This is a genomic window from Conexibacter sp. S30A1 (assembly GCF_023330665.1).
Lineage (GTDB): Bacteria > Actinomycetota > Thermoleophilia > Solirubrobacterales > Solirubrobacteraceae > Palsa-465.
In genome coordinates this window covers 2,953,530-2,976,821 of sequence record NZ_CP097127.1, presented here as the reverse complement: position 1 = coordinate 2,976,821, position 23,292 = coordinate 2,953,530, and the positions used below count along the sequence as shown (strand labels likewise).

The window sequence follows — 23,292 nt, the reverse complement described above, 5'->3', positions numbered from 1 at the left end:
ACCACCAGGCCTTCAGCCTTCGACCCAGACGAGGTCTTGCCGATCGTCGTCACGCTTGCGCAACTCATGCTCGAACAGTGCGCCGGACTTGGTGAGCGCCAGCTTGTAGGGCCGCGCCGTCCTGCAGGCCTCGTGACGGACCGGGAGCTCGGCGGCGTCGACACGGTGGTGCACATGCTGGCGACGGCGCTCGGCCAGCGACCACTTGAGGCTCCCGCGCCCTGCCCGTGCGGCGCCAGCCGGGCCAGCTGGCAGAGCGGCCGCGCCTGGTCGGCGGAGTCCGGAAGCACGATCGGTGCTCGTCGCGGCAAGCGGTTGCGCGAGCCTCTCGGCGGCTGCGTCGCTCATGGGCTGATCGAGTTTGTGGACACCCAGAGGCTGGTGCCACACGAGTGTCATGAACCGGGCAGCGCACCATCGCAAACTTGTACGCTTCAGATCAGAGACAGATCGGAGAAACAATGTCGGCGACGATTCGGAAGGTGAACGTGGCGGGCAGAGCTTTTGTGCTGCGGGCCAGCCAGGTCGAACGTTCGATGCGATCCGTGCTTCCCGAGCCGCTCAGGGACCACTTCGTGGTGATCGGAGCGCGGCGGTATCCGCCGAAGCAGGTGCTCAGCGAGATCACCGGCCTGGACAGGGCGGCGTTCACGAGCCATCACGCCCGCCGGATACTCACCGGTTTGGGGTTTGCCGCCGGGCGGCGGCCGGCGGACCTGGCGCGCGCGACCGGTACCCCGCCCAGTGCCGCCCGGCGAGCGGCGGGCCGCACACGTCCGGCGGCAGAAACGCTGGAGCCGTTCATCGGTCAGTGGGTGGCGACTAAGGGGCCGGAGGTCCTCGTCGCGGCATCTGATCCTCGTTCCGTGGTCGGCTGGCTCAGCCAGCACCGCCTGAAGGCGGACAGTATGTTTCGGGTTCCCGCCAACGAACTCGAGGCAAGCGGGCTCGCGCCGCGATGAGGCATCGCTTCCAGACGCTCCCCGGACAGGCGGGACGCGCTCGCCCGGTCGTGGATCTCGTCGTCGAGGGACTCGAGATGGCTCCTCAGGCATGCCTGATCGACACCGGGGCCTCGGAGATCCGGATGGGCCGCCATGTCGCGGAGCTTGCCGGACTCGATCTAACCGACGCGGTGTCGGGCGAGGTCATCGTCGGGGGCTCCGAACAACCTCGGCGGTCATCCCCGTGAACCTCGCGCTGAGGCAAGGCCAACAGAGCCATGCATGGAGCCCAACGGTCTACTTCTGCGAGCCCTGGCCATGGGCCTTCGGGCTGCTCGGGCTTGCCGGCTTGGATCCATTTCTCGTGACGATAAACGCCTACGACGAATGGTCCGAGCTCAGGCCCCGCCGAACGTGAACCGGCACGCCACCACGGCTACCGCCGCGGCCCCGAGTCGTAGCGGCGGCGCTCCCTCTTGGTCGGGCGCCCACCGCGATCAACCGGGCCGGCCAGACGGCGCAGCTCGGCCTGACGCTCACGCTCGGCGATGCTCTGCTTGGTTTCCTCGTAGAGCTCTGCCGCTTCTGGCGCCGAGACCCGGTGCTCCGCGGCACCCCGGACGATCACGGTGCGGCGCAACGGGCCGACCGTGAGCTCCAGCTCGTCACCAGCCACGACCTCGCGGCTCGGCTTGACGGCGATGCCGTTGATGTGAACGCGTCCGCCCCTGGCGGCCTCGGTGGCCGCCGCGCGCGTCTTCACAAGCCGCACTGTCCAGAGCCACTTATCGACGCGCGTCATCGCCTCACGGTATCGCCTCAAACGTGGCGCGGCGACGGCCATCAATCGTTTAGCTGGCCCCGCAGAGCCGACCCGTTGGCCTCGCTATAGTTGACTACTCAACTATCTTTTCCGCAACCGTCCCAGAACGTCATGACCTCAACTGAAAGCATCCAGACCAACGCCAACCTGCTCGCGCTCGAGCCAGCCGCCCAGGAGCTGCTGTTCACCGCCGCCCGGACCGCCAACACGTTCTCCGCGGAGCCCGTCAGCGACGAGCAGCTCAAGGCGATAACCGAGCTCGCGAAGTGGCCACCGACGATGGCCAACACCAATCCGCTGCGGATCCTGTTCGTGCGCAGCCCCGAGGGCAAGAAGCGCCTGGGCCCGCTGATGAACGAGGGCAACCGCGCCAAGACGCTCAGCGCTCCAGCGGTGGCCATCCTCGCGGTCGACAACGAGTTTCACGAGAAGATCCCCGAGCTGCTGCCATACCGGCCCGAGCTGCGAGACGCGTTTGCGGGCGATCTGGAGAACCGCAAGCGCCTGGCCAAGTTCAACGGCGCGCTGCAGGCGGGCTACTTCATCCTTGCCGTGCGTGCGGCGGGCCTGGCGGCCGGGCCGATGCTCGGCTACGACGCTGAAGCGATCGACCGCGAGTTCTTTCCGGACAGTCCGTGGCAGACGATCCTCGTCGTCAACATCGGCAAGCCTGGAGTCGACCCGTGGTTTGACCGGCTGCCGCGCCTTGCTCACGAGGACTTCGTCGCGTACGTGTAATCGTCATGGATGCCGCCGACACGCCAGAATCGGTGCGGTGGCCCAGCAGAGCGAAAGGACGAAACGCATGACCGAAGGACAGCTGCGGTGGGGACTCCTCGGAACCGGTCTGATCGCGGCTGCGTTCGCGACGGATCTGGCACTGAGCGACTCGGGCGTCGTTGCGGCGGTCGGCTCACGCAGCCAGGAGTCGGCGGAGCGCTTCGCCAAGGCGCACCGGGTTTCGCGTGCGCACGCGAGCTACGAGGCGCTCGTCGGCGACCCTGAGGTTGACATCGTCTACGTGGCAACCCCGCACCCGATGCATCGCGACAACGCGCTGCTTGCCCTGGAGGCCGGCAAGCCGGTGCTGGTCGAGAAGCCGTTCACGATGAACGCGCAGGAGGCTCGCGAGGTGGTCGCGGTTGCGCGTGAGCGGCGGCTGTTTGCGATGGAGGCGATGTGGACACGGTTCCTGCCCCACATCGCCGTGGTCAGAGAATGGCTCGCGCAGGGCACGCTCGGCGAGATCGTGACGGTGAGCGCCGATCACGGCCAGTGGTTCGCCGAAGACCCAGAGTTTCGCTTGTTCGCCCCGGCACTCGGAGGCGGCGCACTGCTCGACCTTGGCATCTATCCGGTGTCGTTCGCATCGATGGTCCTGGGCAGCCCTACAGAGATCGTCGCGATCAGCGATCCGGCGTTCACCGGCGTCGACGCGCAGACCTCGATGCTGTTCAGCTATGCGAGTGGCGCCCAGGCGGTGCTGACATGCACTCTCCGAGCCAAGAGCCCAACCAGAGCCGCGATCGTCGGGACAGATGCGCGGATCGAGATCGACGGCGCCTTCTACGCCCCGGCCTCCGTCAGCCTGATCCCGCGCGACGGCGAGCCAACCGTGGTGCGCTCAGAGCACCAGGGCCGCGGGCTGCGCCATCAGGCCGACGAGGTCGCTCGCCGTCTTGCCGCAGGCGAGCTCGAGAGTCCACTGATGAGCCTCGACGAGACCGTCGCGATCATGGAGACGATGGACGCCGTGCGGGCCCGAGCCGGGGCGCGCTCATGAGCGGCGATGAGCAGGAGCTCATCGCCCAGCTCGAGGCGCAGGAACGCGAACTCATATTCGGCCGCTTCGACAACACCGATGCCTGGAAGCTGGGCTGCGCGATGGTCGCGGCGGCGAGCGCGCGGGCGCTGGCCATCACGATCGATATCCGCCGGCACGGTCATCAGCTCTTTCACGCGGCGCTCGATGGTACGACGCCGGACAACGACGCCTGGATCGAGCGCAAGGTCAACGTCGTCAACCGCTTCGGCGCCTCCTCCTACCTTGTTGGCCGCCGCCTGGCGGCCGCTGGCAGGGAGCTCGATGCGGCGCTGGGCGTCGAACCCGTGCTGTTTGCCCCCCACGGTGGCGCGTTCCCGATTCGGATTGCCGGCGTGGGCGTCGTCGGAACCGTCACCGTCTCCGGCCTGCCCCAATCAGAGGACCACGCGTTCGTGGTCGAGATGATCTCCGCGTTCCTCGCTGGTCGATCCGGCTGAGCAGGCCGGCAGCGGCGCTCAATCGCGCGAGCGCCCCATCACCGGTGCGCGGCACCGCCCATGGCGTCAACAGCGACGCACGGCCGCCGCGAAACGTTCCGCGGCGCCGGGAATCAAGCCCAGGTAGAGGATCGGCTCGATCGCCTCCAGCTCGATCACCACCGGCGCGCCGTCGGGGCCGGGGACCATGTCGACACGCAAAAACAGTGGCTCGCCGAAGCGCTCCGCGACCTCGCCGTGGACCCGCTGGGCGAGCTGCAGCTGCTCGGCACTGGCGCTGCCAGGCACGACGAGGTCGGGATCGAGCATGATCGCCGCCGGGGCGTGGGCGGCGTTCGCGACCGGGGCCACACCGGGGTCACGCAGCACCGGGCGCTTGTGAAGCACATGCGAGAGCTGCCCGCCGAAGAAAACCACGGCGCGCTCGCCGTCGAGATCCACACCGGACAGGTAGGGCTGCATCAGCACCGCACGGCCACTGCGATGGATGCGGTCAAGCAGCCGCACGGCCTCGTCCGTGGCGTCAGGGGTGAAACGGCCGGTGTCGCGTGCGCCCGCGGAGATATTCGGCTTGAGCACAACCTCGTCGGTGAAGGCGGGCAACGGGTCACCGGGCTCGAGCAATCTCGTCGGCACTGTCGGAGCGTCGAGCGTGGCCAGGTAGCGCTTGTCAGCGTTGAAGGCAAGCAGCTCCGGGCTGTTGCGCAGGCGCCCGCCGCCAACAACCCGCACCCAATCGAGGAAGGCGTCGAGCTTGGCGGTGTAGTCCCACACGGACCGCACCACGACGCGGTCATAGGCGTGCCAATCGACGCTCTCGTCATCCCAGATCTGGAACTCGGCGCCGACCAGCTGCGCCGCCGGCCGGTCGTCTGGGATTCCCGAAGGATGCGCCGCGCACGTCGCAAAGGCGACGGCGGTCATCGGGGCGTGCCCGGCGCCGGAGTTGTCGGAGCTGCGCGCTTCACAGGCCCGTGAAAATAGCGAGCCGATCGAGCCCGGATGCGCGAACTGCGGCGGTTGTGTGCCGGCTGTCAGGTGATGGTGATCGTGTGGTGGGTTGTGATCAAACGGTGCCCGTGACGGTGTGTGAGGATCAGGGTGTAGCGGCCGGGTCGGGTCCCCCGGCGGACGTGGAGCATGAGCCGGCCGTGACGGATGCTGCCGCTCGCATACAGCACGTGACCTCGGACCAGTCGCGCACGCGCTCCGGTCGTTGTGAACCTGACGGTGCCGGTGATGTGTCTGCTCGTGCACCTGTAGCGCCTGACCTTGACCCGGTGGCCGTGACGCCTGATCGTCGCGATGACCGTCCGGCAGCTCACCAGCAGGATCTCGCCCGGGCGGCCCCTCGCGCCCCTGGGTCCCGCTGGGCCGGTTGCGCCCGCTGGGCCGGTCGTGCCCGCCGGGCCGCTGTTGGCCGGCACCCCGTTACCCGACAGCGTGATGCTCGCCGGGACCGGCTCGTTGTCTTGAAGGCTCAGCGTCGCGGTCCGTGCACCCGCAGCCGACGGCGTGAACTGCACCTGGATCGTGCAGCTCTGCTCAAACGCAAGCCGCCTTGCCGCGCAGCTATCGCTGGTGATCGCAAAGTCGCCGGGGTCAGCACCACCGAGACTCGCGCCTGCGATCGAAAGCACCTGTGAACCGACGTTGGTGACCAGCAGCGTCTGCACCATCGACGGTTGCGCGACGGTCTGGTCGCCAAACCCGCCGCCGGTCACGGAGGCCTCCGGTGCCGGTTCAAACACCTCCGCGCTCTGGAGGTAGCCGCTGGTGTTGCCTTCGCCGCCGGCGATCAGCACCTGCCCGTCAGGCAGCGGTGCCGCCGCCGCCCCCTCGCGTGTGGTCGTCATCGACCCCGTAGCCGTGAACGTTCCGGTCGCCGGATCAAACACCTCCGCACTCGACACGAAGCTGGAGCTCGAGTCCTCGCCGCCGGCGATCAGCACGTTCCCGTCCGACAACGGCGCCGCGACCGCCCCGTAGCGGGCGACGGTCATCTGCGCCGACAGCGCCGTGAACGTCCCGGTCGCCGGATCAAACTCCTCCGCACTCTGCAAGACGGTGCCGCTGCTGCTATCTCCGCCGGCGATCAGCACGTTCCCGTCCGACAACGGCGCCGCCACCGCGCCCTTGCGTGCGGTGGTCATCTGCGCCGACAGCGCCGTGAACATCCCGGTCGCCGGATCAAACACCTCCGCGCTCGACAGGGGGCCGGTCAGATTGGCCCCACCGGCGATCAGCACCTGCCCGTCCGGCAGCGAGGCCGCCACCGCGAACGCGCGTGGGGTGGTCATCGACCCAACGGTTTTGAACGTGCCGTTGGCCGGGTCGTACACCTCTGCACTCGTCAAGTAGGCGCCACTGCTGGCGCCGCCGGCGATCAGCACGTCCCCGTCCGGCAACGGCGCCGCCACCGCCCCGTAGCGCGCGTAGGTCATCGACCCCGTCGCCGCAAACGTCCCGGTCGTTGGATCGAACACCTCTGCGCTCGACTGCGGACCGCTGCCGTTCTCGCCGCCGGCGATCAACACCTGCCCGTCCGGCAACGGTGCCGCCGCCGCCCCGTAGCGCGCGATCGTCATCTGCCCAGAAAGCGCCGTGAAATAAGAAGCCGACGAAGCCGCCCAGGCACCCGGCACCCACACACCAAAACCGCACACGGTCACCGTGGCCAACGCCGCCCACCGCCGCGACACTCCCACACGCTCCAGCATCCGCTCGCTCCTGACCAAGATGGGGACGATCACCTGGCACGCGCGCGAATCGCGCGGCCGCCAAACTCTACGCGCGCGCGACCGAGAGTCCTCCCAGTGCCGTTCAGTCCCGGGCCTCGCGGGCGGGCATCTGTGGTGAGCCCGGCCCCGGCTCGCCGGCGTTCGCGCCGGCGCGCAGACTCATAAAGCGTCTGAGCGCCACAACGGACCACAGCGCCTCGACAACCCCGAACGGCCAGGTGCCGGCCAGAAAGCCGTAGCTGCTTGACAGCAGACAGCCGAACGCGAAGGCGAGCACGAACCGCGACCCGCGCCGCTCGAGCGCGTACATGAGCATCATGAACGTGACCGCACAGGCGCCGTAGACGGTGAGCATGCCCAAAGCAACCTACTACGCGATCCCCAGTCCCGGGCGCCTGCCCAGCCCGTCGCCGGCGGTAAGGTGGCTGGGTGCAGCTCAGCCGGAGCCACGATCCCAAGCGCTTCCTCGCCGACGCCACGCAACTGCTCTCAGGCGATCCGTTCAGCACGAGCGTGATCGCGACCAACGCGCGGCGCCGTGCCGCCACGCCCGAGCCCGGCCACGAGGACGATCTCTGGCTGATCGTCACCGACGCACATGGCGTTGTCGGCGTCGCCATGCACACCCCGCCCCACAACCTGTTCCTCTCACGCATGCCACAGACGGCGGCGCAACTCTTGGCCGATGAGCTCCATCAGACCGGCCGCGAGCTGCCTGGCGTGACCGGCACCAGCGAGGCGGCCAGCACCTACGCCGAGCGCTGGGCGCAGCTGACGGGTGCGGGCGTCACGCAGCTCGCCGCGATGCGCATGTACCGCCTGCAAACGCTGAAGCCGCCAACGGGTGTCCGGGGCGTCGCGACCCTCGCCACCGATCCGCCAGACACCCAGCTGCTCGTCCGCTGGTTGCAGGCCTTTCACGAGGAGGCCCTGGAAGGGGACCCGCCGCAGGACTGGCAGGCGTTGGCTCAGCGTCGGATCGCCGCCGGCGAGGTCCAGCTCTGGCGCGCGCCGCAGGCAGGCGCGAACGGCGGCGAGAGCGACTACGACGACGAGACCGTCTCACTCGCCGCAGTCAGCGCGCCCGCCGCCGGTGTCGCCCGCGTCGGCCCGGTCTATACGCCGCCGGCGCACCGCCGCCACGGCTATGGCGCCGCCGTCACGGCCGCCGCCAGCGCCGCGGCGCTCGCCGCCGGTGCCGAGCACGTGGTGCTCTACACCGACCTGGCCAACCCCACCTCCAACGCGATCTATCAGGCGATCGGCTACCGCCCCGACCACGACGCGCAGCAACTCGCCTTCATCACAGCACCACCGAAACCTTTCAGCCACTAGATTCCAGTACTGGCAGGCACACGCCACCAGCCGGATCAACATATTGATCCGAAACTTTCGAGGAGAGAAGGCTCTCGTGATGACCCCCGCACCGACACGCAGCGACAAGTTCTCGTTCGGCCTCTGGACGGTCGGCTACAACGGCACCGACCCGTTCGGCGGCCCCACTCGGCCGCCCATGGATGTCGTGCACGTGGTGCACAGGCTCGCCGAGATCGGCGCCTATGGGCTCACCTTCCACGACGACGACCTGTTCGCGTTCGGCTCAAGCGACGCCGAGCGCCGCCAGCAGATCGACCGCCTCAAGGGGGCGCTCAACGACACCGGCCTGGTCGTCCCGATGGTCACGACCAACCTCTTCTCGGCCCCGGTCTTCAAGGACGGCGGCTTCACCTCAAACGACCGCTCGGTGCGCCGCTTCGCGCTGCGCAAGGCCATGCGCCAGCTCGACCTGGCCGCCGAGCTTGACGCGCGCACGTTCGTGATGTGGGGCGGGCGTGAGGGCGCCGAATACGACCATGGCAAGGACATCCGCGCCGCCATCGAACGCTACCGAGAAGCGGTCAACCTGCTCGCCCAGTACGCCACCGACAACCACTATGAGATCCGTTTCGCGATCGAGCCCAAGCCCAACGAGCCGCGCGGCGACATCCTGCTGCCGACCGTCGGCCACGCGCTCGCGTTCATCACGACCCTCGAGCGGCCCGAGCTGTTCGGCGTGAACCCCGAGTTCGGCCACGAGCGCATGACCGGCCTGAACTTCGTCGCCGGGATCCAGCAGGCGCTTGAGGCAGGAAAGCTCTTCCACATTGACCTGAACGGGCAGCGCGGCCTCAAGTTTGACCAGGACCTGTGTTTCGGCCACGCCGACCTCTACCAGGCCTTCGCGCTCGTTGACCTGCTCGAGCACGGCGGCCCGGATGGCACCGCGGCCTACGACGGCCCTCGCCACTTCGACTACAAGCCCTCGCGCACCGAGGACGAGAGCGGCGTCTGGGACTCGGCGAAGGCGAACATGACCAACTACCTGCTGCTCAGGGAGCGCGCCGCCGCCTTCCGCGCAGACCCCGAGGTCCAGGAGGCGATGGCCGCCGCGAAGGTCGCCGAACTGCGCCAGCCGACGCTCGCTGCGGGCGAGGACCATGCGCAGCTGCTCGCCGACACCTCCGCCTGGGAGAGCTTCGAGCCGGCGGCGCACTTCGGCGCCCGCGGTTACGGCTTCGTCAGGCTGCAGCAGCTGGCAACCGAACACCTGTTGGGCGCGCGCTAGGGGCGCGCGTGTTTTCAGGACCGGGGAGGCTCAAGTGACGCTCGTCTGCGGAATCGACAGCTCCACCCAGAGCTGCAAGGTCCTGATCCGCGAGTTGGAGACGGGTACGCTCGTGCGCTCGGGCAGAGCACCACACCCGGACGGCACGGAAGTCGACCCCCAGGCGTGGTGGGAGGCGCTCCAGACGGCGATCGGCCAGGCCGGCGGCCTGGCCGACGTGGCGGCGGTCGCGATCGCCGGCCAGCAGCACGGCCTGGTCGCACTCGACGCGGACGGCCAGGTCATCCGCCCGGCGCTTCTGTGGAACGACACGCGCAGCGCACAGGCGGCCCGGGACCTGGTCGCGGAGGTTGGCGCCGAGGCGCTCGCCCGGCGCACCGGCTCGGTGCCGGTCGCCTCCTTCACGATCACGAAGCTGCGCTGGCTGCGCGACCACGAGCCCGCCAGCGCGGCGCGCGTGGCGGCGGTCGCGCTGCCCCACGACTGGCTCACCTGGCGCCTGCGCGGCTACGGCCCGCGCGGCCAGGGGCCGCTCGGCCCTGACCTCGATGCGCTCGCCACCGATCGCTCCGAGGCCTCCGGCACCGGCTACTTCGACCCCGCTGGCGATAGCTACGACCGCGAGCTTCTGGAGCGCGCTCTGGGCCGCGCCGTGGGGGTCATCCTGCCGCGCGTGCTCGCACCCGGCGAGCGCGCCGGCGCCACGCCCGACGGCACGATCGTCGCCGCCGGCGCCGGCGACAACGCCGCCGCCGCGCTCGGGCTCGGGTCAGAACCCGGCGATGTGGTGATCTCGATCGGCACAAGCGGCACCGTGTTTGCGACCAGCGAGGCCCCGAGCGCCGACGTGACCGGGACCGTCGCGGGGTTCGCCGACGCCACCGGCCACCACCTGCCGATCGTCACGACCCTCAACGCCGCCCGGGTGCCGGTCGCCCTCGCCAGGCTGCTCGGCGTCGACCTCACCGAGCTGGGAGAGCTCGCGCTCAGAGCCGCGCCCGGATCGGACGGCGTCGTGCTGATCCCCTACTTCGAGGGCGAGCGCACCCCCAACCTGCCCGAGGCGACCGCCTCGCTGCTCGGGTTGACGCTCGCCTCCGCAACGCGCGAGAACCTCGCGCGCGCCGCCTACGAGGGCGTGCTGTGCGGTTTGGCCGCCGGCCTCGACGCGCTGCGCGCGGTGGGTGTGCGCGAGCGGCGCCTTACGCTGATCGGCGGCGGCGCCCAGAGCGGGGCGCTGCAGCGAATCGCCACACAGGTCTTTGACGCTCAGGTCACGGTCCCGGAGCCCGGCGAGTACGTCGCCCACGGTGCCGCCATCCAGGCGGCATGGGCACTGACCGGTGAGCGGCCGTCCTGGCCGCTCACCCCCACCACCGACCTCAGCCCCGACCCCCACCCCGCGATCCGCACCCAGTACACCCGCGCGCACAAGCAGCTCTCCTACACGCTCGCTTCGCCGCTCTGACCGGCGCCGGCGGCCGGCCACAGCGAGGACCGTCTAACTTTTTCGCGGTGGGCTTGGCGGATGAGAAATATGTGCTGGTCACGACGTTCCGCCGAGACGGGCGGGCCGTGGCGACACCCGTTTGGCTTGTCGAGCTGCCGGGTGGGGCGTTCGCGTTTTCAACCGGAGGCGATTCCGGCAAGGTCAAGCGCCTGCGGCATACCACGCGGGTGACGCTGCAGGCCTGTGACCGGCGCGGCGCCGGTGCTCACGGCCCGGTGTATGAGGGCCAGGCGCGGTTGGCCACGGGCACAGAGCTCGAGCAGATACTGGCCGCGATCAAAACGAAGTACGGCGCGATGGCCACGCTGATCGATTTCGCGGCCTCGCTCACGCAGCGAATCAGCGCCAAGCGGTCCGGGTCCGAGCGCGTCGGGGTGCTGATCAGCCTGAGCTGAGGCCGATCGAGCCACCGGCACTCACATCTTTCTTACACCCTTTCTACGCCGCTCTGACAGGCGCAGCGCAGTCTGTGTGCATGAACCGAACGCTGACATTGGGCGGCCGCATCGGCGACGGGCCGCGGCTGCGCGCCCGGCGACCCTGGCACAGCGAGCGCTCGGTCGATGTCGCCGCCGCCCTGGGCGGGCTCGGGCTCGGCGTCGTGATCGCGATGGCGGTCACCGCCCAGAGCTGGCACACGCTGAACGCCCCCGGCGGCTGGACGACCTTCGCCGCCCGTCTGGCGGGCCTGACCGGCGCCTACCTGCTGTTGATCACGGTGCTTTTGGCCGGACGCATCCCGGCGGTCGAGCGCGTGCTCGGTCACGACCAGCTGATCCGCTGGCATCGCCGGCTGGCGCCCTGGGCGCTCGTGCTGATCGCGCTGCACGGCCTGCTGGCTGTGATCGGCTACGGCCAGACCCTGCACATCGGGCCCCTGCACCAGTTCTCACGTCTGATCACGAGCTACCCGGGCATGCTCGCCGGGGTGGTGGCGTTCCTTTTGCTGGTGGCGGCCGCGGTCACCTCCGCACGGATCGCGATGCGGCACATGCGCTACGAGACCTGGTGGGTGGTTCACCTCTACACCTACCTGGCGCTCGCGCTCTCGCTCTCACACCAGCTGACGACCGGAGTCATGTTCATCGGCCATCCCGTGATGCGTGCGCTGTGGACGGCGTTGTTCATCGGCACCGGCGGGGTTGTGTTCGTCTACCGGGTGCTGCTGCCGCTCTGGCGCAGCGTCTTTCACCAGCTGCGCGTCGTGGCGGTCACGCCCGAGGCGCCGGGCGTCAACTCCGTGCTTCTGGCCGGGCGGGGCATGCGCCATCTACCGATCTCCGGCGGCCAGTTCATCCAGCTGCGCATCCTGCGCCGCGGGCTGTGGTGGCAGGCGCACCCGTACTCGGTCTCGGCGGTCCCGGACGAACAGCACCTGCGGATCACGGTGCGCGCGGTCGGCGATCACAGCGGCGCCATGGCAAAGCTCGAGCCCGGCACGCGCGTCGCCATCGAGGGCCCGTACGGCGCCTTCACGGCCGACGCGCTGCGCAGCGACCGCGCCCTGCTGATCGGCGCCGGCGTCGGGGTCACGCCCCTGCGGGCCCTGCTCGAGGATCTGCCGGCGAACGTGGATGTGGTGATGCTCACGCGCGCCCACGACCAGCAGAGCCTGATCCTGCGCGAGGAGCTGCACACGCTCATCAACCATCGCCGTGGCCGCCTGCACGAGCTCGTCGGCAGCCGCGAGCACGTCCGGCTCGACGCGCGCACCCTGCGCAAGCTGATCCCCGACGTGGCCCACCGCGACGTGTTCGTGTGCGGGCCGGCGGGCTTCACCGAGCTGATGCTGAGAGCGCTGCACACGCTGGGCGTACCCGACGAGCGCATCCACCACGAAGCCTTCGCCTTCTAGAGCACAGGAGACAAACGATGACACGCGCACCAATCGTGATCGCCGGGACGGCCGCGGGAATGGCGGCGGTGATTGGCTATCACGTCAGCGGCCCACGCGGACCACTGCTCGCAGGCACGAGCGTCGGCGCCACACGCACGGCGAACACCACCGCCGGCTCGACACAGACGGCCTCATCGGCCAGCACGGCATCCGGGTCCGGTTCGGGCGCCAAAACTACACAGGCCGGCACTGCGGGAGTGGTCCCCACCGGTACCCGCACGGCGACCGGCACCGACGTTCAGTACGGTTACGGCGACCTGCAGGTCTCGGTGACCGTGAGTGGCTCCAAGATCACCAACATCTCGCTGGTGAAGGCGAACGTTGCCGACTCGTACTCCGGCACGGTCGACCAGGTCGCGCTGCCGCAGTTGCGCCAGCAGGCGCTCAGCGTGCAGAGCGCGAGAATCAACGGCGTGTCCGGCGCGACCTACACCTCCGATGCTTACGCGCAGTCGCTGCAGGCGGCACTTGACAAGCTGAAGGCCTGAGGCGGTGGCCGCGGCAGAGGTGATCCTGCGCCGCGCCGAACCGGTGATGGGGACGGTCGTATCGTTTGACCTGCGGCCACAGGGTCTCGCGGTGGACGTGGCGCGCGAAGCAATGGCTGCGGCGTGCGCCATGCTTCAGCACGTGGATGCCACCTTCAGCCTCTACAAGCCTGACAGCCCGATGTCCAAGCTTGCACGCGGCGAGCTGACGCTCGCGCAGTGCCCTCCGGAGATTGACGCCGTGCTCGAGCTCTGCGATCAGGCAAAGCGGCTCTCGGACGGCTGGTTTGACCCCTGGAGCCTGCCAGGCGGGCTTGACCCAACCGGCCTGGTCAAGGGCTGGGCAGCTCGCGAGGCGGCCGCCGGGCTGGTGCGGTCGGGCGTCGGAGCGGGCCTCGTCAACGCGGCCGGCGACATCGTCGGCTTCGGGGCACCGCAGGGGCAGGACAGCTGGCGCATCGGGATCCGTTCACCGCAGTCACCGGAGCGGCTGGCCTGCGTCATCGAGCTGCACGGCGCGGTGGCAACCTCGGGCACCTATGAACGCGGCAGCCACATCTGGGATATCAGGCGCGGACGCCCGGCCCGCGGGATCGCCTCGGCGAGCGTCTGCGGGCCGGATCTGGCCGTCGCGGACGCCCTGGCGACCGCGCTGATAGCCGCTGGCGAGCAGGGCTTTGACTGGATCCGAGCGGCGGGGTATGAGGCGCTGATCGTGCTTGACGGCGGCGAGACCCACAGCACCGACGGCTTCCCGGCGCTCGCCGACCCGGAGGCCTGAGAATCGGTGGCGGCGACCGTGCGAGCGCTCGTGATCGAGGACGACGAGGCTGTTCGTCAGGCGATCAGGCGATCACTTCTGCTGTCGGGTTATGAGGTGATCACGGCGGCCGACGGCGAGGAGGGCCTGCTCGCGCTGGCCGAGACGATCCCCGACGTGGTGGTGCTCGACCTCGGCCTGCCAAAGCTCGACGGGATCGAGGTCTGCCGGCGGCTGCGCGCGATCGGCGACCGCACCCCGGTGCTGATGCTGACCGCCCGCGACGCGGTGGAGGATCGCGTCGCCGGGCTCGAGGCGGGTGCCGACGACTACCTCATAAAGCCCTATGACGTGCGCGAGCTGCGCGCCCGCCTGGCGGCGATCATGCGCCGCCATCTGCCCGAGGCCGAAGGCCGGGCGCTGCAGTTCGGCCCGCTCGAGCTCGATGCCGACGCCCACGCGGCGTGGCTTGGGGAGCGCAAGATCGAGCTGACGCGGACCGAGTACCAGCTGCTGGAGCTGTTCATGCTGAACCCACGCCGGGTGCTGCGCACAGAGCTGGTCTACGAGCGCATCTGGGGCCACGACATCAGCGTCACCTCCAACTCGCTGCGCGTCTACATCGGCTACCTGCGCCGCAAGCTCGAGGCGGGCGGTGAGCCACGGCTGCTGCACACCGTGCACGGCGTCGGCTACGTTCTGCGGGAACAGTGAGCCTCCATCGCCGCATCACAGCGGCGGCAACCGTAGCCGTCGCAGCGGTCTGCCTGGTCTTTGCGCCGGTCAGTTACCTGACGACCAGGGCGAGGCTGATCGACCAGATCAGGTCCGAGCTCGCACGGCTGGCGCAGCCGGTGATCGAGCCAAGCGGCCTGCCCGCCGGGAGGGCGCGCTCAAGCGCCCCCGGCGCCCAGCGGGGCGCCGGGGGCAGGTCAAAGCTGGGCGACGATGACGCCGGCATGGACACCTGCGCGTTTGCGAAGATGACCAGCGAGGATCGCGTTGAGACGACGCTTGGCGGCCCCACCGGCTACTTCCAGTCGGTCTGCGCGAACGGCAGCGTGATCGCGCAGAGCGGCGGGCGGCCGCAGCTGCCGGTCACCCGGCGGGCACGCACGGTCGCGCGCACCCTGCGTGGCGCTTACTACTTCAGCGCCGTGGTGCGGGGCACTCGCCTTGAGATCTACGTGGTCCCCGATCCGGCCGACCGTAAGGCGGTGGAAGTGGCGGTGCCGCTGAGCGGCACGGACGCGGCGCTGCGCGGGCTGGCTCTGACCGACGTGCTGTTGGTCGGCGGCGGGATCCTGCTGGCCGGCCTGATCGGCGCGCTGATCGCGCGTGGCGCGCTCGCGCCAATCCGGCGCTTCACGGACGAGACCGAGCAGGTCACCAGCGCGCTCGAGGAGCCGCGGCGCCTGGGCGAGGAGGGGGCGGTTGAGATCAGGCGGCTGGCGGCGAGCTTCAACCAGACGCTGGCGGCGCTCGAACAGTCGGTAGAAGCGCAGCGGCACCTGATCGCCGACGCCTCGCACGAGCTGCGCACGCCGATCGCGGCGCTGCGCTCAAACATCCAGATCTTCCTCGAGTCCGAACAGCTGCCGGCGGACGAGCAGGCCGGGTTGCGCGACGCGATCCTGGCCGAGCTCGACGAGCTCACCCAGCTGGTGGCCGACGTGCTCGAGCTGGCGCGCGGCGCGCGGCGCGACGAACAGGTTGATGAGGTGGAGCTTGATGCGATCGTGCAGGACGCGGTCGAGCGAGCGACGCGCCGCAGCCCAGACCTGCGCTTCACCGTCGAGCTCGAGCCGACCACGATCGCCAACGCTGCCGACCGGGTGGCGAGAGCCGTCGGCAACGTGGTTGACAACGCGCGCCGCTGGAGCCCGGCGGGCGGCGAGGTGCAGGTGCGGCTGCACGGTGGAGTACTGAGCGTGCGCGACCATGGCCCCGGGTTCCGCGATGAGGACCTGCGCCACGTATTCGAACGGTTCTACCGCTCCGCCGACGCCCGCCGCATGCCCGGTTCAGGGCTCGGGCTCGCGATCGTCAAGCAGGCTGCGGAGGCGCACGGAGGCTTCGTGAGCGCCGGCAACGCCCCCGACGGCGGGGCGATCGTGCAGCTGTCGTTCGGCCCGCCGGTGCGCGCCGGCGTGCCCACCTATCCTTGAGTGCAGGGACCGTGCCAGCCGACGATCACCGCCACGACATCGAAACCCGCGCCGATTGCGAGGCGCTGGTCCGTGCCTTCTACGGGCGGGCGCTCGCCGACCCCGTGATCGGCTACCTGTTCACCGACGTGGCCCACCTCGACCTCGAGACGCACGTGCCCCGGATCACCAGCTTCTGGGAGACCGTGCTGCTCGGCGCGCGCAGCTACGGCGGTGGCGCCTTCCGGCCGCACCTGGAGCTACACACGCGCTCGCCGCTGCGCCACGGCCACTTCCTGCGCTGGCTGGCGCTGTGGGCGCAGACCGTCGATGAGCTCTTCGTGGGCGAGCGCGCGCAGCTGGCGAAGGCCCACGCCGAGCGCGTGGCCAGCGCCTTCGCCTCTCGCCTTGACTCGGCCGATGATCGCCGTGAGCAGGCCACGCCGGAGTTCGGGCAGGGCGGCGCCCTGCCGCTTGTGCACCACTACCGGCCTGCGCGCGCGAGCGGCGCGGGGAGCACCGCGGTCGCGAGTGGCGCACTCGCGAGTGGCGCGGGCAGCGCCAGTGGTGCCGGCAGCGGGCAGCGCTGAGTTGGCCGGCAACCCGTTCACCACCCGCTCCGAGCGGCTGCCGGCTTCGCTCGGCGTGCGGCTATTGCGCTGGTGGATACCGGGCGGCCTGTGCCTGATCGGCACCGTGCTGCTGGTCGCCGACGGCTTTGACACCTTCGGCGCCTCGGCCTTCGGCGGCTTCGCCGGCGCCGGCCTGTCGGTCTGGCTGATCAACTTCCTCTGGCGCATGGGCGTCAGCGGCGACGATGAGCGCGAGCTCGAGGGGCAGGACCGCGTCTTTCTGGCCACCCGCGGCCGCTGGCCGACGACCCGCGAGCGCGCCCACATGAAAGCCCACGGCCACTGGCCCGACGAGGAACGCACGCCGCCGGACGGCGCCAATTGAGCGCCTGCGCGCGAACCCGTGCGACCGGCCGGACAGCGACTGAGCGGCAGGGACCCTGGGCGTGAACCTCGTCTTCACGGCGTCACCGGAGCGCATCGTGCTCGGCGCCGGCGTGGCTCGGCGCGATCGCGCTCGCCTGCCAGCACAGCGAGCCTGAAAACCCCCACGCGCCACGGCTCACGGGTTAGGGAGACCAAAGCAGGCACGCCTTTGGCGCTGGGCGTTACGCTGGCAGCCGTCCCCCGACGAGAGGCCCAGATGAGCGACCGCCAGCCCGCCGAGAACGATGTCAACGCCGCCGTCCGCGAACGCCTTCTGAAGGCCTGGCGTGGCGAGATCCAGGCGCGCGCAACCTACGAGCTGATCGCGCGGCGCCTGCCTGAGCGCGAGGCGCAGATCATGATGCGCATGGCGGAGGCTGAGGCAAGCCACCGCCAGCGGCTTGAGGCGCGGATGGGCGAGCTGGGGATCGAGGTGCCAGCCGCGGCGAGCGTCAAGCTCTCCTGGTACGCGCGCATGCAGGCACGGCTTGCGCCTATCGACCGGCTGCTGGCCGCGCGCGAGGCGGCCGAGGATGACGAGGTGGGCGGCCTCTACAAGCAGCCCACCGGAGACCCCACCACCGACGCCCTCCTGCACGCGATCCGCGCCGAGGAGCAGGAGCACTCCACCGCGGTGAGCGAGATGCGCTCGGCCGAGCAGAGCGACCAGGACAGCCGGCAGAACGGCCAAGCGCAGGAGCTGAGCCCCAACCAGCAACGCGCCAAGACGCGGCTTGGCAAGATCCTCGGGCGCGAGACCTGGCACCGCACCGGCGGCGGCTGGATCAGCGGCGCGATCTACGGCGCCAACGACGGCCTCGCCTCCGTCTTCGGGATCGTCGCGGGCGTCTCCGGCGCAACCGGCGGCTCGACCTTCGTGCTGACGGCCGGCGCCGCCGGCGCGATCGCCGCGTCGCTGTCGATGGCGACCGGTGCCTTCCTGGCCGAGCGCTCCGAGGCGGAGGTCGCACACGCCAACTTCGAGCGCGAACGCCGTGAGGTCGAGCAGCACCCGGAGGAGGAGCGCGAGGAGCTCTCGCTCTTCTACCAGCTCAAGGGGATCGACCAGCAGACCGCCGACACGATGGCCGCACAGCTGGCACGCAACCCCGACGCCCTGCTCAAGGCACTGGCCATGGAGGAGTTCGGGATCTCCGACACGGGCGGCTCAAACGCCGGCCAGGCGGCGATCGCCGCCGGGATATCGACGGGCCTGGGAGCAATGATCCCGGTGATCCCGTTCATCTTCACCCACGGCGTTTTGGGGATCGTGATCTCGGCCAGCGTGTCGATCATCGCCCACTTCCTGGTGGGCGCCGCCAAATCGTTTGTGACGCTGCGCACCTGGTGGGCGGCCGGTCTGGAGATGACCCTCGCCGGCATCATCGTCGGCGGCGCAACCTTCCTGGTCGGCCTGGCGCTGCCAAAGTAGCGTTCCCGACCGAGGCCCGCTGTGGCAAGCGACCCCTTCCACGAGCACCGCCCGGCGGCCTACTGGTTCTGGAGCCACATACCCAGCCGGCTGGAGGCCGCACGCCAGCTTGAAGAGTTCGCGGCCGCCGGGTTCGGGACCGTGATGATCCAGGCGCGCCGCGCCTTCCCGCTGGAGCTCTACATGTCCGAGCCCTACCTGCACGCCTACCGTGAAGCGGTGCAGTCGGCGGCACAGGCCGGCCTGACGGTCGGCGTCTACGACGAGTACTGCTGGATCAGCGGCCACGGCGGCGGCCGCACCGTGCGCGGTGCTGAGGAGCTGCGCGAGCGCCACCTCTTCTGGGCGACCAGCAGCGCCACCGACCCCCGGGTCGCGCGCATCAGCCGGATCCGCTCGGAGTGGATCGACGGCCTCGGCGGAGCCGAGCGCGACTGGCTCTACGAGGGTGGCGAGCGCCGCTTCGATGAGTGGCACGTAGTCGCCGTGATCGGGCGCCCGCCGCAGGCCGCGACCGCCCCCGACGCCGGCGCCGAGCAGGTCGATTTGAGCGCCTGGGCGGTCTGTCAGCCAGCCGACGACGGCGCCGTGGTCAGTGTGGCGCCCGACGCGCCGCTGCCCAAAGGCTGGCTGGCGACCGCGTATGTGAGCGCCAGGGCCGCCAGCTCGCGCCTGATCAACTACCTGGACGCCCGCGCCGCCGAGCGCTTCCTGGAGGTCGTCTACGAGCCCTACGCCCAGGCGCTTGCAGGACTGCTCGGTGATCCTGTGCGCTTCTTCGCCTTTGACCACCCGTACGCGGGCTTCTACGACTGGGATGGGCGCGACGGCCTGATCGGCAACAGCCTGATGTGGCTTGAGGACACCGCCTGGCTCAAGCAGCTCGCGGCCGACGGGCTTGGCCGGCTGCTGTGGGAGGTCGTCCACGACCGTGGCGAGAACGGCCGGCGGCGGCGCTGTGAGTTCTTCGCCGCGTATTCGAGTCTCGGGATCACGAGCTTCTTTGGCACGCTTGCGCGCTGGGCCCAAGCGCACGGGGTCGGCCTCACCGGTCACGAGTACCTGCCGTTCGTGGGCGGCTGGGGTCTCAATGACGGCTTTCCCGAGGTGGATGCGCGCGTCAACTTCGGCTCCGACCACTTCGCGATCGATGCGCACCGCACCCAGACGCTGGTTGACGCCGCCAACTTCCAGGCGCAGATCTCTCCGTGCTTCGGCGCTTCGCTGGCGCGCGCGCACGGCCGCGAGGGCGTCGTCGTGGAGCAGTACGCCTCGCGCACGAGCGGCCACTATGCCGCCGGCTACTGGGAGCTGACGGCCGATGAGCTGCGCACGGCGGCGCTGCGGCTCGAGCTGCTCGGCGCGCGCCAGTTTCTGATGCACGCCGTCAGCCAGAGCAACGGCGAGCCCTGGAACGGCGAGCTGCTCGCAAACCCGCGCTTTGACTTCCCGCCGGCGATCAACTTCGAGCCGTGGTTTGACCAGCTGCGCGAGGTATCCGACGAGTTGGCGGCCGTCGCTGGCTTCATCGCCGGCGCGCGGCCCCTGCGCGAGGTGGCGATCGTCTACCCGCTTTACACGATCTGGGCCGATGGCCCGGACGCCCCGCACGCACGGCTGATCGGCGAGTGGGCGGCGCTGCTCGCCCAGGCGGGCGTGGGCTTTGACCTGGTTGACGACCGCTCGCTGGCGCAGGCAACGACCGCCGCCGGGCCCGTGCTGCAGACCGGCCGTCACGGCTACGCGGCGATCATCCTCGCGGGCGTGACGATGCTCCCAGACCCAGACTGCGTGGCGGCGCTCGAGCGCTTCGCCACAGCCGGCGGGCTGGTGCTCGGCTGCGGGCCGCTGGCCGCGGGGTTGGAACGCACCCTGTCCGAACCCCCTCAGCACGGCGTGCCGGCAAGCGTGCCGGATGGGATCCTTCACCGCCTCGACGGCATCACGGTCACCGCCAGCGGCGACGGCACGCTGTGGAGCTGGCAGGGCCGCGATGAGCACGGCCTGCGCGTAGCGCTGCTCAACGACTCCGACGCGCCTCGGCTGGTCTCGCTGCAGGCGCGTGACAGCCAGGCAGCCCTGTCGCTCACACTGGAACCGGGCGAGGTCCGCACCGCGATGATCCGCCCCACGCTCGTGCTCGAGCACGGCTGGCGGCTGACCGCCGATGGTCGCAAGGACGTGCCCGTCGACCCCTCGGCGGGCTGGGAGCGCCAGGGCTTTGCCAGCTTCGCCGGCAGCGGCCTCTACCGCTGCGTCTTTGACATCGCCTGGCCCGACCTGGACGACCCCGCATACAGCCACGAGCTGACGCTGCCCGCCGTGCACTGCACCGCCGGCGTGCGCCTCAACGGTCAGGGCCTCGGAACCAAGCTGCGCAAGCCGTATCGCTTCCCCATACCCGGCGGGCTGCTTGCGGCGAGCAGCAACCTCCTCGAGGTGGAGGTCCGTAACAGCGCCGCCAACCGCTATTACGCGGGCAGCCCGTTCCAGTCCGAGCCGCAGCCCTCCGGGCTTGCGGCGGCGCCGCTGATCACCAGCGTGCGGCTCTGAGGCAAGCTCGGGGCCCGCACCGCCCCGGCGGGCACCGGCCCAGCGCACACCACCCCGGCGCACACCACCCCGGCGCACACCACCCCGGCGCACACCACCCCGGCGCACACCACCCCGGCGCGCGGGAGAGGATGATCCAGGCATGAGCACGCTGCTACCCGACCGCGCCTGGGGCACCTGGGACGAGCGCTTCCCGGCCTGCATGATCCACATCCCGAGCCGCTTTGCGGTGCGCGTCACCGCCTTCAGCGCCACCGCGGGCCGCTACGAGGAGCTCGCCTACGACGCCTCCGAGCGCTTCAGGCTCGGCGAGCACAGCTCCGACAGCAACTTCGTGTCGCTCGAGGTCAGGGTGCACGGCAGCCGTCTGCTGATCGAGTTCGCCAAGGGAGCCTGGTCCGGTGTCAGTGGCCGCGTGAGCATCCTCGAGCCCGGCGAGATGCTCTTTCGCCTGAACGTGATCATCGAGGCGGGCTTCATCGCGCCCTTCACGGCGAACCCGGCTGAGACCCGGCGCCTGATGGTGGACGGGCACACGCGCGAGCTCTCGCTCGTTGAGCGCAGGGCAGGTGATCACCGCACACCGGCCGCGGGCCTCGGACGCTGGCGCAGCCAGTGGTTTGCGGTGGCCGTCTCAGAGACGCCCGCGCTGGCCGCCGCCTACCCGGACAGCGCCGCGCTCGCCGCCGACCTGCAAACCCGCGGCTGGCTGTACCGGCCGCAGGAGCCCACCACCGGGGAGCTGCTCGCCTTCCGCTTCTACGGGGACCCGCGCCAGGTGGTCCGCTTCGCGGTCGCCCAGGACGCAGACCCCGAGCCCGCCGCCGCGGCTGCCGCCGCCCGCCTGCAGGCGGTCGATGAGCTGATCGAGGTCGCGCGGCGCGAGGCCACCCAGCCGCCGGAGCCCGCGCGCGCCGTGCGCGACGTGATGGCCTGGAACACGATCTGGGACCAGTCAAACGCCCGCCCCTACACCACCGCCTCACGCGCCTGGGTCGCGGGCTTTGGCGGCTGGGGTGTGTGGATGAGCGACACCTACTACAACGCGCTGATGTGCGCGCACGTGGGGGACACGTTCATGGCCCGGGCGAACCTGCAGACGGTGCTCGCGGCACAGCAGGCCGCGGGCAACGTGCCCAGCCTCACGGCGGCCGACGACGAATGGGTTGACCGCAGCCAGCTGCCGGTCGTCTGCTACGCGGTCTGGCGCACCTACCTAAAGACCGGCGACCGGACCTTGCTGGCCGAGCTCTACCCGGCGCTCTGCCGGCAGCTCGAATGGGTCCGCGCCAACCGTGACGGCAACGGCAACGGGCTCTACGAGTACGGGTCATCGCCGGTCGGCCGCGCGCAGGGAGTGAGCACCAAGCAGGGGGCGCTGAACGAGCCCGGGATGGACAACCTGGCGGTCTTTGACCAGGCCCGCTTCAACCTCAGGACCGGCACGCTCGAGTTCGAGGAGCCCGGCCACAACAGCCTGCTGGCGCTCGAGTGGGAGCTGCTGGCCCGTGTCGCGGCCGCGCTTGGCCGCGACACGGAGGCGAACGCTCACCTGCGACGCTCGCGCGAGCTCGCGCAGCTGATCTCAGCGCAGCTGTGGGACCCGGCGCGCCGGGTGTTCGCCGGGCGCGACTGGGATGGGAGCTTTGCGGCCCACATCTCGCCCACGAGCTTCTTCCCGCTGGTCGCCGGCGCCGCCACGCCGGAGCAGGCGCAGGCGCTGGTGCATGAACACCTCCTGAACGAGTCCTCGTTCTGGGGGACGCTGCCGCTGCCCTCGGCGCCGTTTGACGATCCGGTGAACGCGGATGACAGCTACTGGCGCGGGCGGATCTGGGCGCCGATGCTCCTGTTCGTCTGGGAGGGGCTGCGCCGCAGCGGCTTTGCGGAGGTGGCCAGCGAGATGGCGGCGCGCGCGTGGCGGATGTTCGCAGACGACTGGGAGCATCGGCGTCACTGCCACGAGAACTACAGCTCGCGCGACCCTGACGGCCACGAGGCCCACGACTCCGACCCGTTCTACTCGTGGGGGGCGCTGATTGCGTTCATGCAGGCCTGTGAGGCACGCGACGTCGACCTCTGGACGCCGACCGGCGGGTGAACCTATAGGCTTTAGCCGGGCTTTGGGAGAG

Annotated in this window: 24 protein-coding genes; 19 read left to right on the top strand and 5 right to left on the bottom strand. The window is 70.2% G+C overall.

The genetic code is table 11. The features are described 5' to 3' along the window. Positions 1-12: 12 nt before the first annotated feature. On the bottom strand, positions 13-348 hold the full coding sequence (locus M3M54_RS14260) for a hypothetical protein (protein WP_249019705.1): 336 nt from the start codon (positions 346-348) through the stop codon (positions 13-15). 113 nt (positions 349-461) lie between these two features. Here M3M54_RS14260 and M3M54_RS14255 point away from each other — a divergent pair, with 113 nt between their 5' ends. Next, on the top strand, positions 462-962 hold the full coding sequence (locus tag M3M54_RS14255; protein ID WP_249019704.1) for a hypothetical protein: 501 nt from the start codon (positions 462-464) through the stop codon (positions 960-962). Next, positions 959-1,192: a hypothetical protein gene (locus M3M54_RS14250; RefSeq protein WP_249019703.1), complete on the top strand. Its 234-nt coding sequence runs from the start codon at positions 959-961 to the stop codon at positions 1,190-1,192. The genes M3M54_RS14255 and M3M54_RS14250 overlap by 4 nt, the downstream gene beginning before the upstream one ends. 188 nt (positions 1,193-1,380) lie before the next feature. On the opposite strand, the gene M3M54_RS14245 is transcribed toward M3M54_RS14250, so the two are convergent. Continuing rightward, entirely contained in the window at positions 1,381-1,746 is a 366-nt protein-coding gene (locus M3M54_RS14245; RefSeq protein WP_249019702.1) for an RNA-binding S4 domain-containing protein, read from the bottom strand. 132 nt (positions 1,747-1,878) lie between these two features. Here M3M54_RS14245 and M3M54_RS14240 point away from each other — a divergent pair, with 132 nt between their 5' ends. The 3 genes from M3M54_RS14240 (at position 1,879) to M3M54_RS14230 (ending at position 4,029) form a co-directional block, all read left to right on the top strand. Further along, positions 1,879-2,505 (top strand): malonic semialdehyde reductase, encoded by a 627-nt coding sequence (locus tag M3M54_RS14240; protein ID WP_249019701.1) that lies wholly within the window; start codon positions 1,879-1,881, stop codon positions 2,503-2,505. Positions 2,506-2,572: 67 nt separating this feature from the next. Further along, positions 2,573-3,550 carry a Gfo/Idh/MocA family protein gene (locus M3M54_RS14235; RefSeq protein ID WP_249019700.1) on the top strand — a complete coding sequence of 326 codons (978 nt, stop codon included), beginning with the start codon at positions 2,573-2,575 and terminating at the stop codon, positions 3,548-3,550. Beyond that, positions 3,547-4,029 (top strand): heme-degrading domain-containing protein, encoded by a 483-nt coding sequence (locus M3M54_RS14230; protein ID WP_249019699.1) that lies wholly within the window; start codon positions 3,547-3,549, stop codon positions 4,027-4,029. Before M3M54_RS14235 ends, M3M54_RS14230 begins: the two co-directional genes overlap by 4 nt. A gap of 66 nt (positions 4,030-4,095) precedes the next feature. Here M3M54_RS14230 and M3M54_RS14225 read toward each other — a convergent pair whose 3' ends face one another. The 3 genes from M3M54_RS14225 to M3M54_RS14215 all read right to left on the bottom strand — a co-directional run bounded on the left by M3M54_RS14225 (position 4,096) and on the right by M3M54_RS14215 (position 7,125). Then, positions 4,096-4,953 (bottom strand): RimK family alpha-L-glutamate ligase, encoded by an 858-nt coding sequence (locus M3M54_RS14225; RefSeq protein ID WP_249019698.1) that lies wholly within the window; start codon positions 4,951-4,953, stop codon positions 4,096-4,098. Between the two features lie 110 nt (positions 4,954-5,063). Continuing rightward, the gene (locus tag M3M54_RS14220; RefSeq protein WP_249019697.1) at positions 5,064-6,782 is read right to left on the bottom strand and encodes a kelch repeat-containing protein; all 1,719 of its coding nucleotides are present in this window, start codon (positions 6,780-6,782) and stop codon (positions 5,064-5,066) included. A 70-nt stretch (positions 6,783-6,852) separates the two neighbouring features. Next, a complete protein-coding gene (locus M3M54_RS14215; RefSeq protein ID WP_249019696.1) occupies positions 6,853-7,125 on the bottom strand; it encodes a hypothetical protein in 273 nt (90 codons plus the stop codon). 74 nt (positions 7,126-7,199) lie between these two features. On the opposite strand from M3M54_RS14215, the gene M3M54_RS14210 reads away from it, so the two are divergent. The 14 genes from M3M54_RS14210 (at position 7,200) to M3M54_RS14145 (ending at position 23,261) form a co-directional block, all read left to right on the top strand. Continuing rightward, positions 7,200-8,105: a GNAT family N-acetyltransferase gene (locus M3M54_RS14210; RefSeq protein WP_249019695.1), complete on the top strand. Its 906-nt coding sequence runs from the start codon at positions 7,200-7,202 to the stop codon at positions 8,103-8,105. 79 nt (positions 8,106-8,184) lie between these two features. After that, a complete protein-coding gene (gene xylA, locus M3M54_RS14205; protein ID WP_249019694.1) occupies positions 8,185-9,375 on the top strand; it encodes a xylose isomerase in 1,191 nt (396 codons plus the stop codon). 34 nt (positions 9,376-9,409) lie between these two features. Continuing rightward, positions 9,410-10,843 carry a xylulokinase gene (gene xylB / locus M3M54_RS14200; RefSeq protein WP_249019693.1) on the top strand — a complete coding sequence of 478 codons (1,434 nt, stop codon included), beginning with the start codon at positions 9,410-9,412 and terminating at the stop codon, positions 10,841-10,843. Positions 10,844-10,890: 47 nt separating this feature from the next. Beyond that, positions 10,891-11,280 (top strand): PPOX class F420-dependent oxidoreductase, encoded by a 390-nt coding sequence (locus M3M54_RS14195; RefSeq protein WP_249019692.1) that lies wholly within the window; start codon positions 10,891-10,893, stop codon positions 11,278-11,280. Between the two features lie 80 nt (positions 11,281-11,360). Then, positions 11,361-12,740, top strand: a complete 1,380-nt coding sequence (locus M3M54_RS14190; protein ID WP_249019691.1) for a ferric reductase-like transmembrane domain-containing protein — start codon at positions 11,361-11,363, stop codon at positions 12,738-12,740. A gap of 17 nt (positions 12,741-12,757) precedes the next feature. Then, positions 12,758-13,270 carry an FMN-binding protein gene (locus M3M54_RS14185; protein ID WP_249019690.1) on the top strand — a complete coding sequence of 171 codons (513 nt, stop codon included), beginning with the start codon at positions 12,758-12,760 and terminating at the stop codon, positions 13,268-13,270. A 4-nt stretch (positions 13,271-13,274) separates the two neighbouring features. Beyond that, the gene (locus tag M3M54_RS14180; protein WP_249019689.1) at positions 13,275-14,051 is read left to right on the top strand and encodes an FAD:protein FMN transferase; all 777 of its coding nucleotides are present in this window, start codon (positions 13,275-13,277) and stop codon (positions 14,049-14,051) included. A gap of 18 nt (positions 14,052-14,069) precedes the next feature. Then, on the top strand, positions 14,070-14,744 hold the full coding sequence (locus M3M54_RS14175) for a response regulator transcription factor (RefSeq protein ID WP_371878680.1): 675 nt from the start codon (positions 14,070-14,072) through the stop codon (positions 14,742-14,744). Further along, positions 14,741-16,198 (top strand): cell wall metabolism sensor histidine kinase WalK, encoded by a 1,458-nt coding sequence (locus M3M54_RS14170; protein WP_249019687.1) that lies wholly within the window; start codon positions 14,741-14,743, stop codon positions 16,196-16,198. The genes M3M54_RS14175 and M3M54_RS14170 overlap by 4 nt, the downstream gene beginning before the upstream one ends. An 11-nt stretch (positions 16,199-16,209) precedes the next feature. Next, on the top strand, positions 16,210-16,767 hold the full coding sequence (locus tag M3M54_RS14165; RefSeq protein WP_249019686.1) for a group III truncated hemoglobin: 558 nt from the start codon (positions 16,210-16,212) through the stop codon (positions 16,765-16,767). Beyond that, positions 16,745-17,134: a hypothetical protein gene (locus M3M54_RS14160; RefSeq protein ID WP_249019685.1), complete on the top strand. Its 390-nt coding sequence runs from the start codon at positions 16,745-16,747 to the stop codon at positions 17,132-17,134. The genes M3M54_RS14165 and M3M54_RS14160 overlap by 23 nt, the downstream gene beginning before the upstream one ends. 258 nt (positions 17,135-17,392) lie before the next feature. Then, complete coding sequence (locus M3M54_RS14155) at positions 17,393-18,607, top strand: VIT1/CCC1 transporter family protein (RefSeq protein WP_249019684.1); 1,215 nt, start codon at positions 17,393-17,395, stop codon at positions 18,605-18,607. A 21-nt stretch (positions 18,608-18,628) separates the two neighbouring features. Next, a complete protein-coding gene (locus M3M54_RS14150) occupies positions 18,629-21,160 on the top strand; it encodes a hypothetical protein (protein WP_249019683.1) in 2,532 nt (843 codons plus the stop codon). A gap of 142 nt (positions 21,161-21,302) precedes the next feature. Continuing rightward, the gene (locus M3M54_RS14145) at positions 21,303-23,261 is read left to right on the top strand and encodes a trehalase family glycosidase (RefSeq protein ID WP_249019682.1); all 1,959 of its coding nucleotides are present in this window, start codon (positions 21,303-21,305) and stop codon (positions 23,259-23,261) included. The last annotated feature ends 31 nt before the right edge of the window (positions 23,262-23,292 follow it).

Bases quoted from the DNA above. Each gene is read 5' to 3' on its own strand.
- M3M54_RS14260 (WP_249019705.1), bottom strand. From the start codon at position 348: ATGAGCGACGCAGCCGCCGAGAGGCTCGCGCAACCGCTTGCCGCGACG.
- M3M54_RS14255 (WP_249019704.1), top strand. From the start codon at position 462: ATGTCGGCGACGATTCGGAAGGTGAACGTGGCGGGCAGAGCTTTTGTG.
- M3M54_RS14250 (WP_249019703.1), top strand. From the start codon at position 959: ATGAGGCATCGCTTCCAGACGCTCCCCGGACAGGCGGGACGCGCTCGC.
- M3M54_RS14245 (WP_249019702.1), bottom strand. From the start codon at position 1,746: ATGACGCGCGTCGATAAGTGGCTCTGGACAGTGCGGCTTGTGAAGACG.
- M3M54_RS14240 (WP_249019701.1), top strand. From the start codon at position 1,879: ATGACCTCAACTGAAAGCATCCAGACCAACGCCAACCTGCTCGCGCTC.
- M3M54_RS14235 (WP_249019700.1), top strand. From the start codon at position 2,573: ATGACCGAAGGACAGCTGCGGTGGGGACTCCTCGGAACCGGTCTGATC.
- M3M54_RS14230 (WP_249019699.1), top strand. From the start codon at position 3,547: ATGAGCGGCGATGAGCAGGAGCTCATCGCCCAGCTCGAGGCGCAGGAA.
- M3M54_RS14225 (WP_249019698.1), bottom strand. From the start codon at position 4,953: ATGACCGCCGTCGCCTTTGCGACGTGCGCGGCGCATCCTTCGGGAATC.
- M3M54_RS14215 (WP_249019696.1), bottom strand. From the start codon at position 7,125: ATGCTCACCGTCTACGGCGCCTGTGCGGTCACGTTCATGATGCTCATG.
- xylA (WP_249019694.1), top strand. From the start codon at position 8,185: ATGACCCCCGCACCGACACGCAGCGACAAGTTCTCGTTCGGCCTCTGG.
- M3M54_RS14190 (WP_249019691.1), top strand. From the start codon at position 11,361: ATGAACCGAACGCTGACATTGGGCGGCCGCATCGGCGACGGGCCGCGG.
- M3M54_RS14185 (WP_249019690.1), top strand. From the start codon at position 12,758: ATGACACGCGCACCAATCGTGATCGCCGGGACGGCCGCGGGAATGGCG.
- M3M54_RS14155 (WP_249019684.1), top strand. From the start codon at position 17,393: ATGAGCGACCGCCAGCCCGCCGAGAACGATGTCAACGCCGCCGTCCGC.
- M3M54_RS14145 (WP_249019682.1), top strand. From the start codon at position 21,303: ATGAGCACGCTGCTACCCGACCGCGCCTGGGGCACCTGGGACGAGCGC.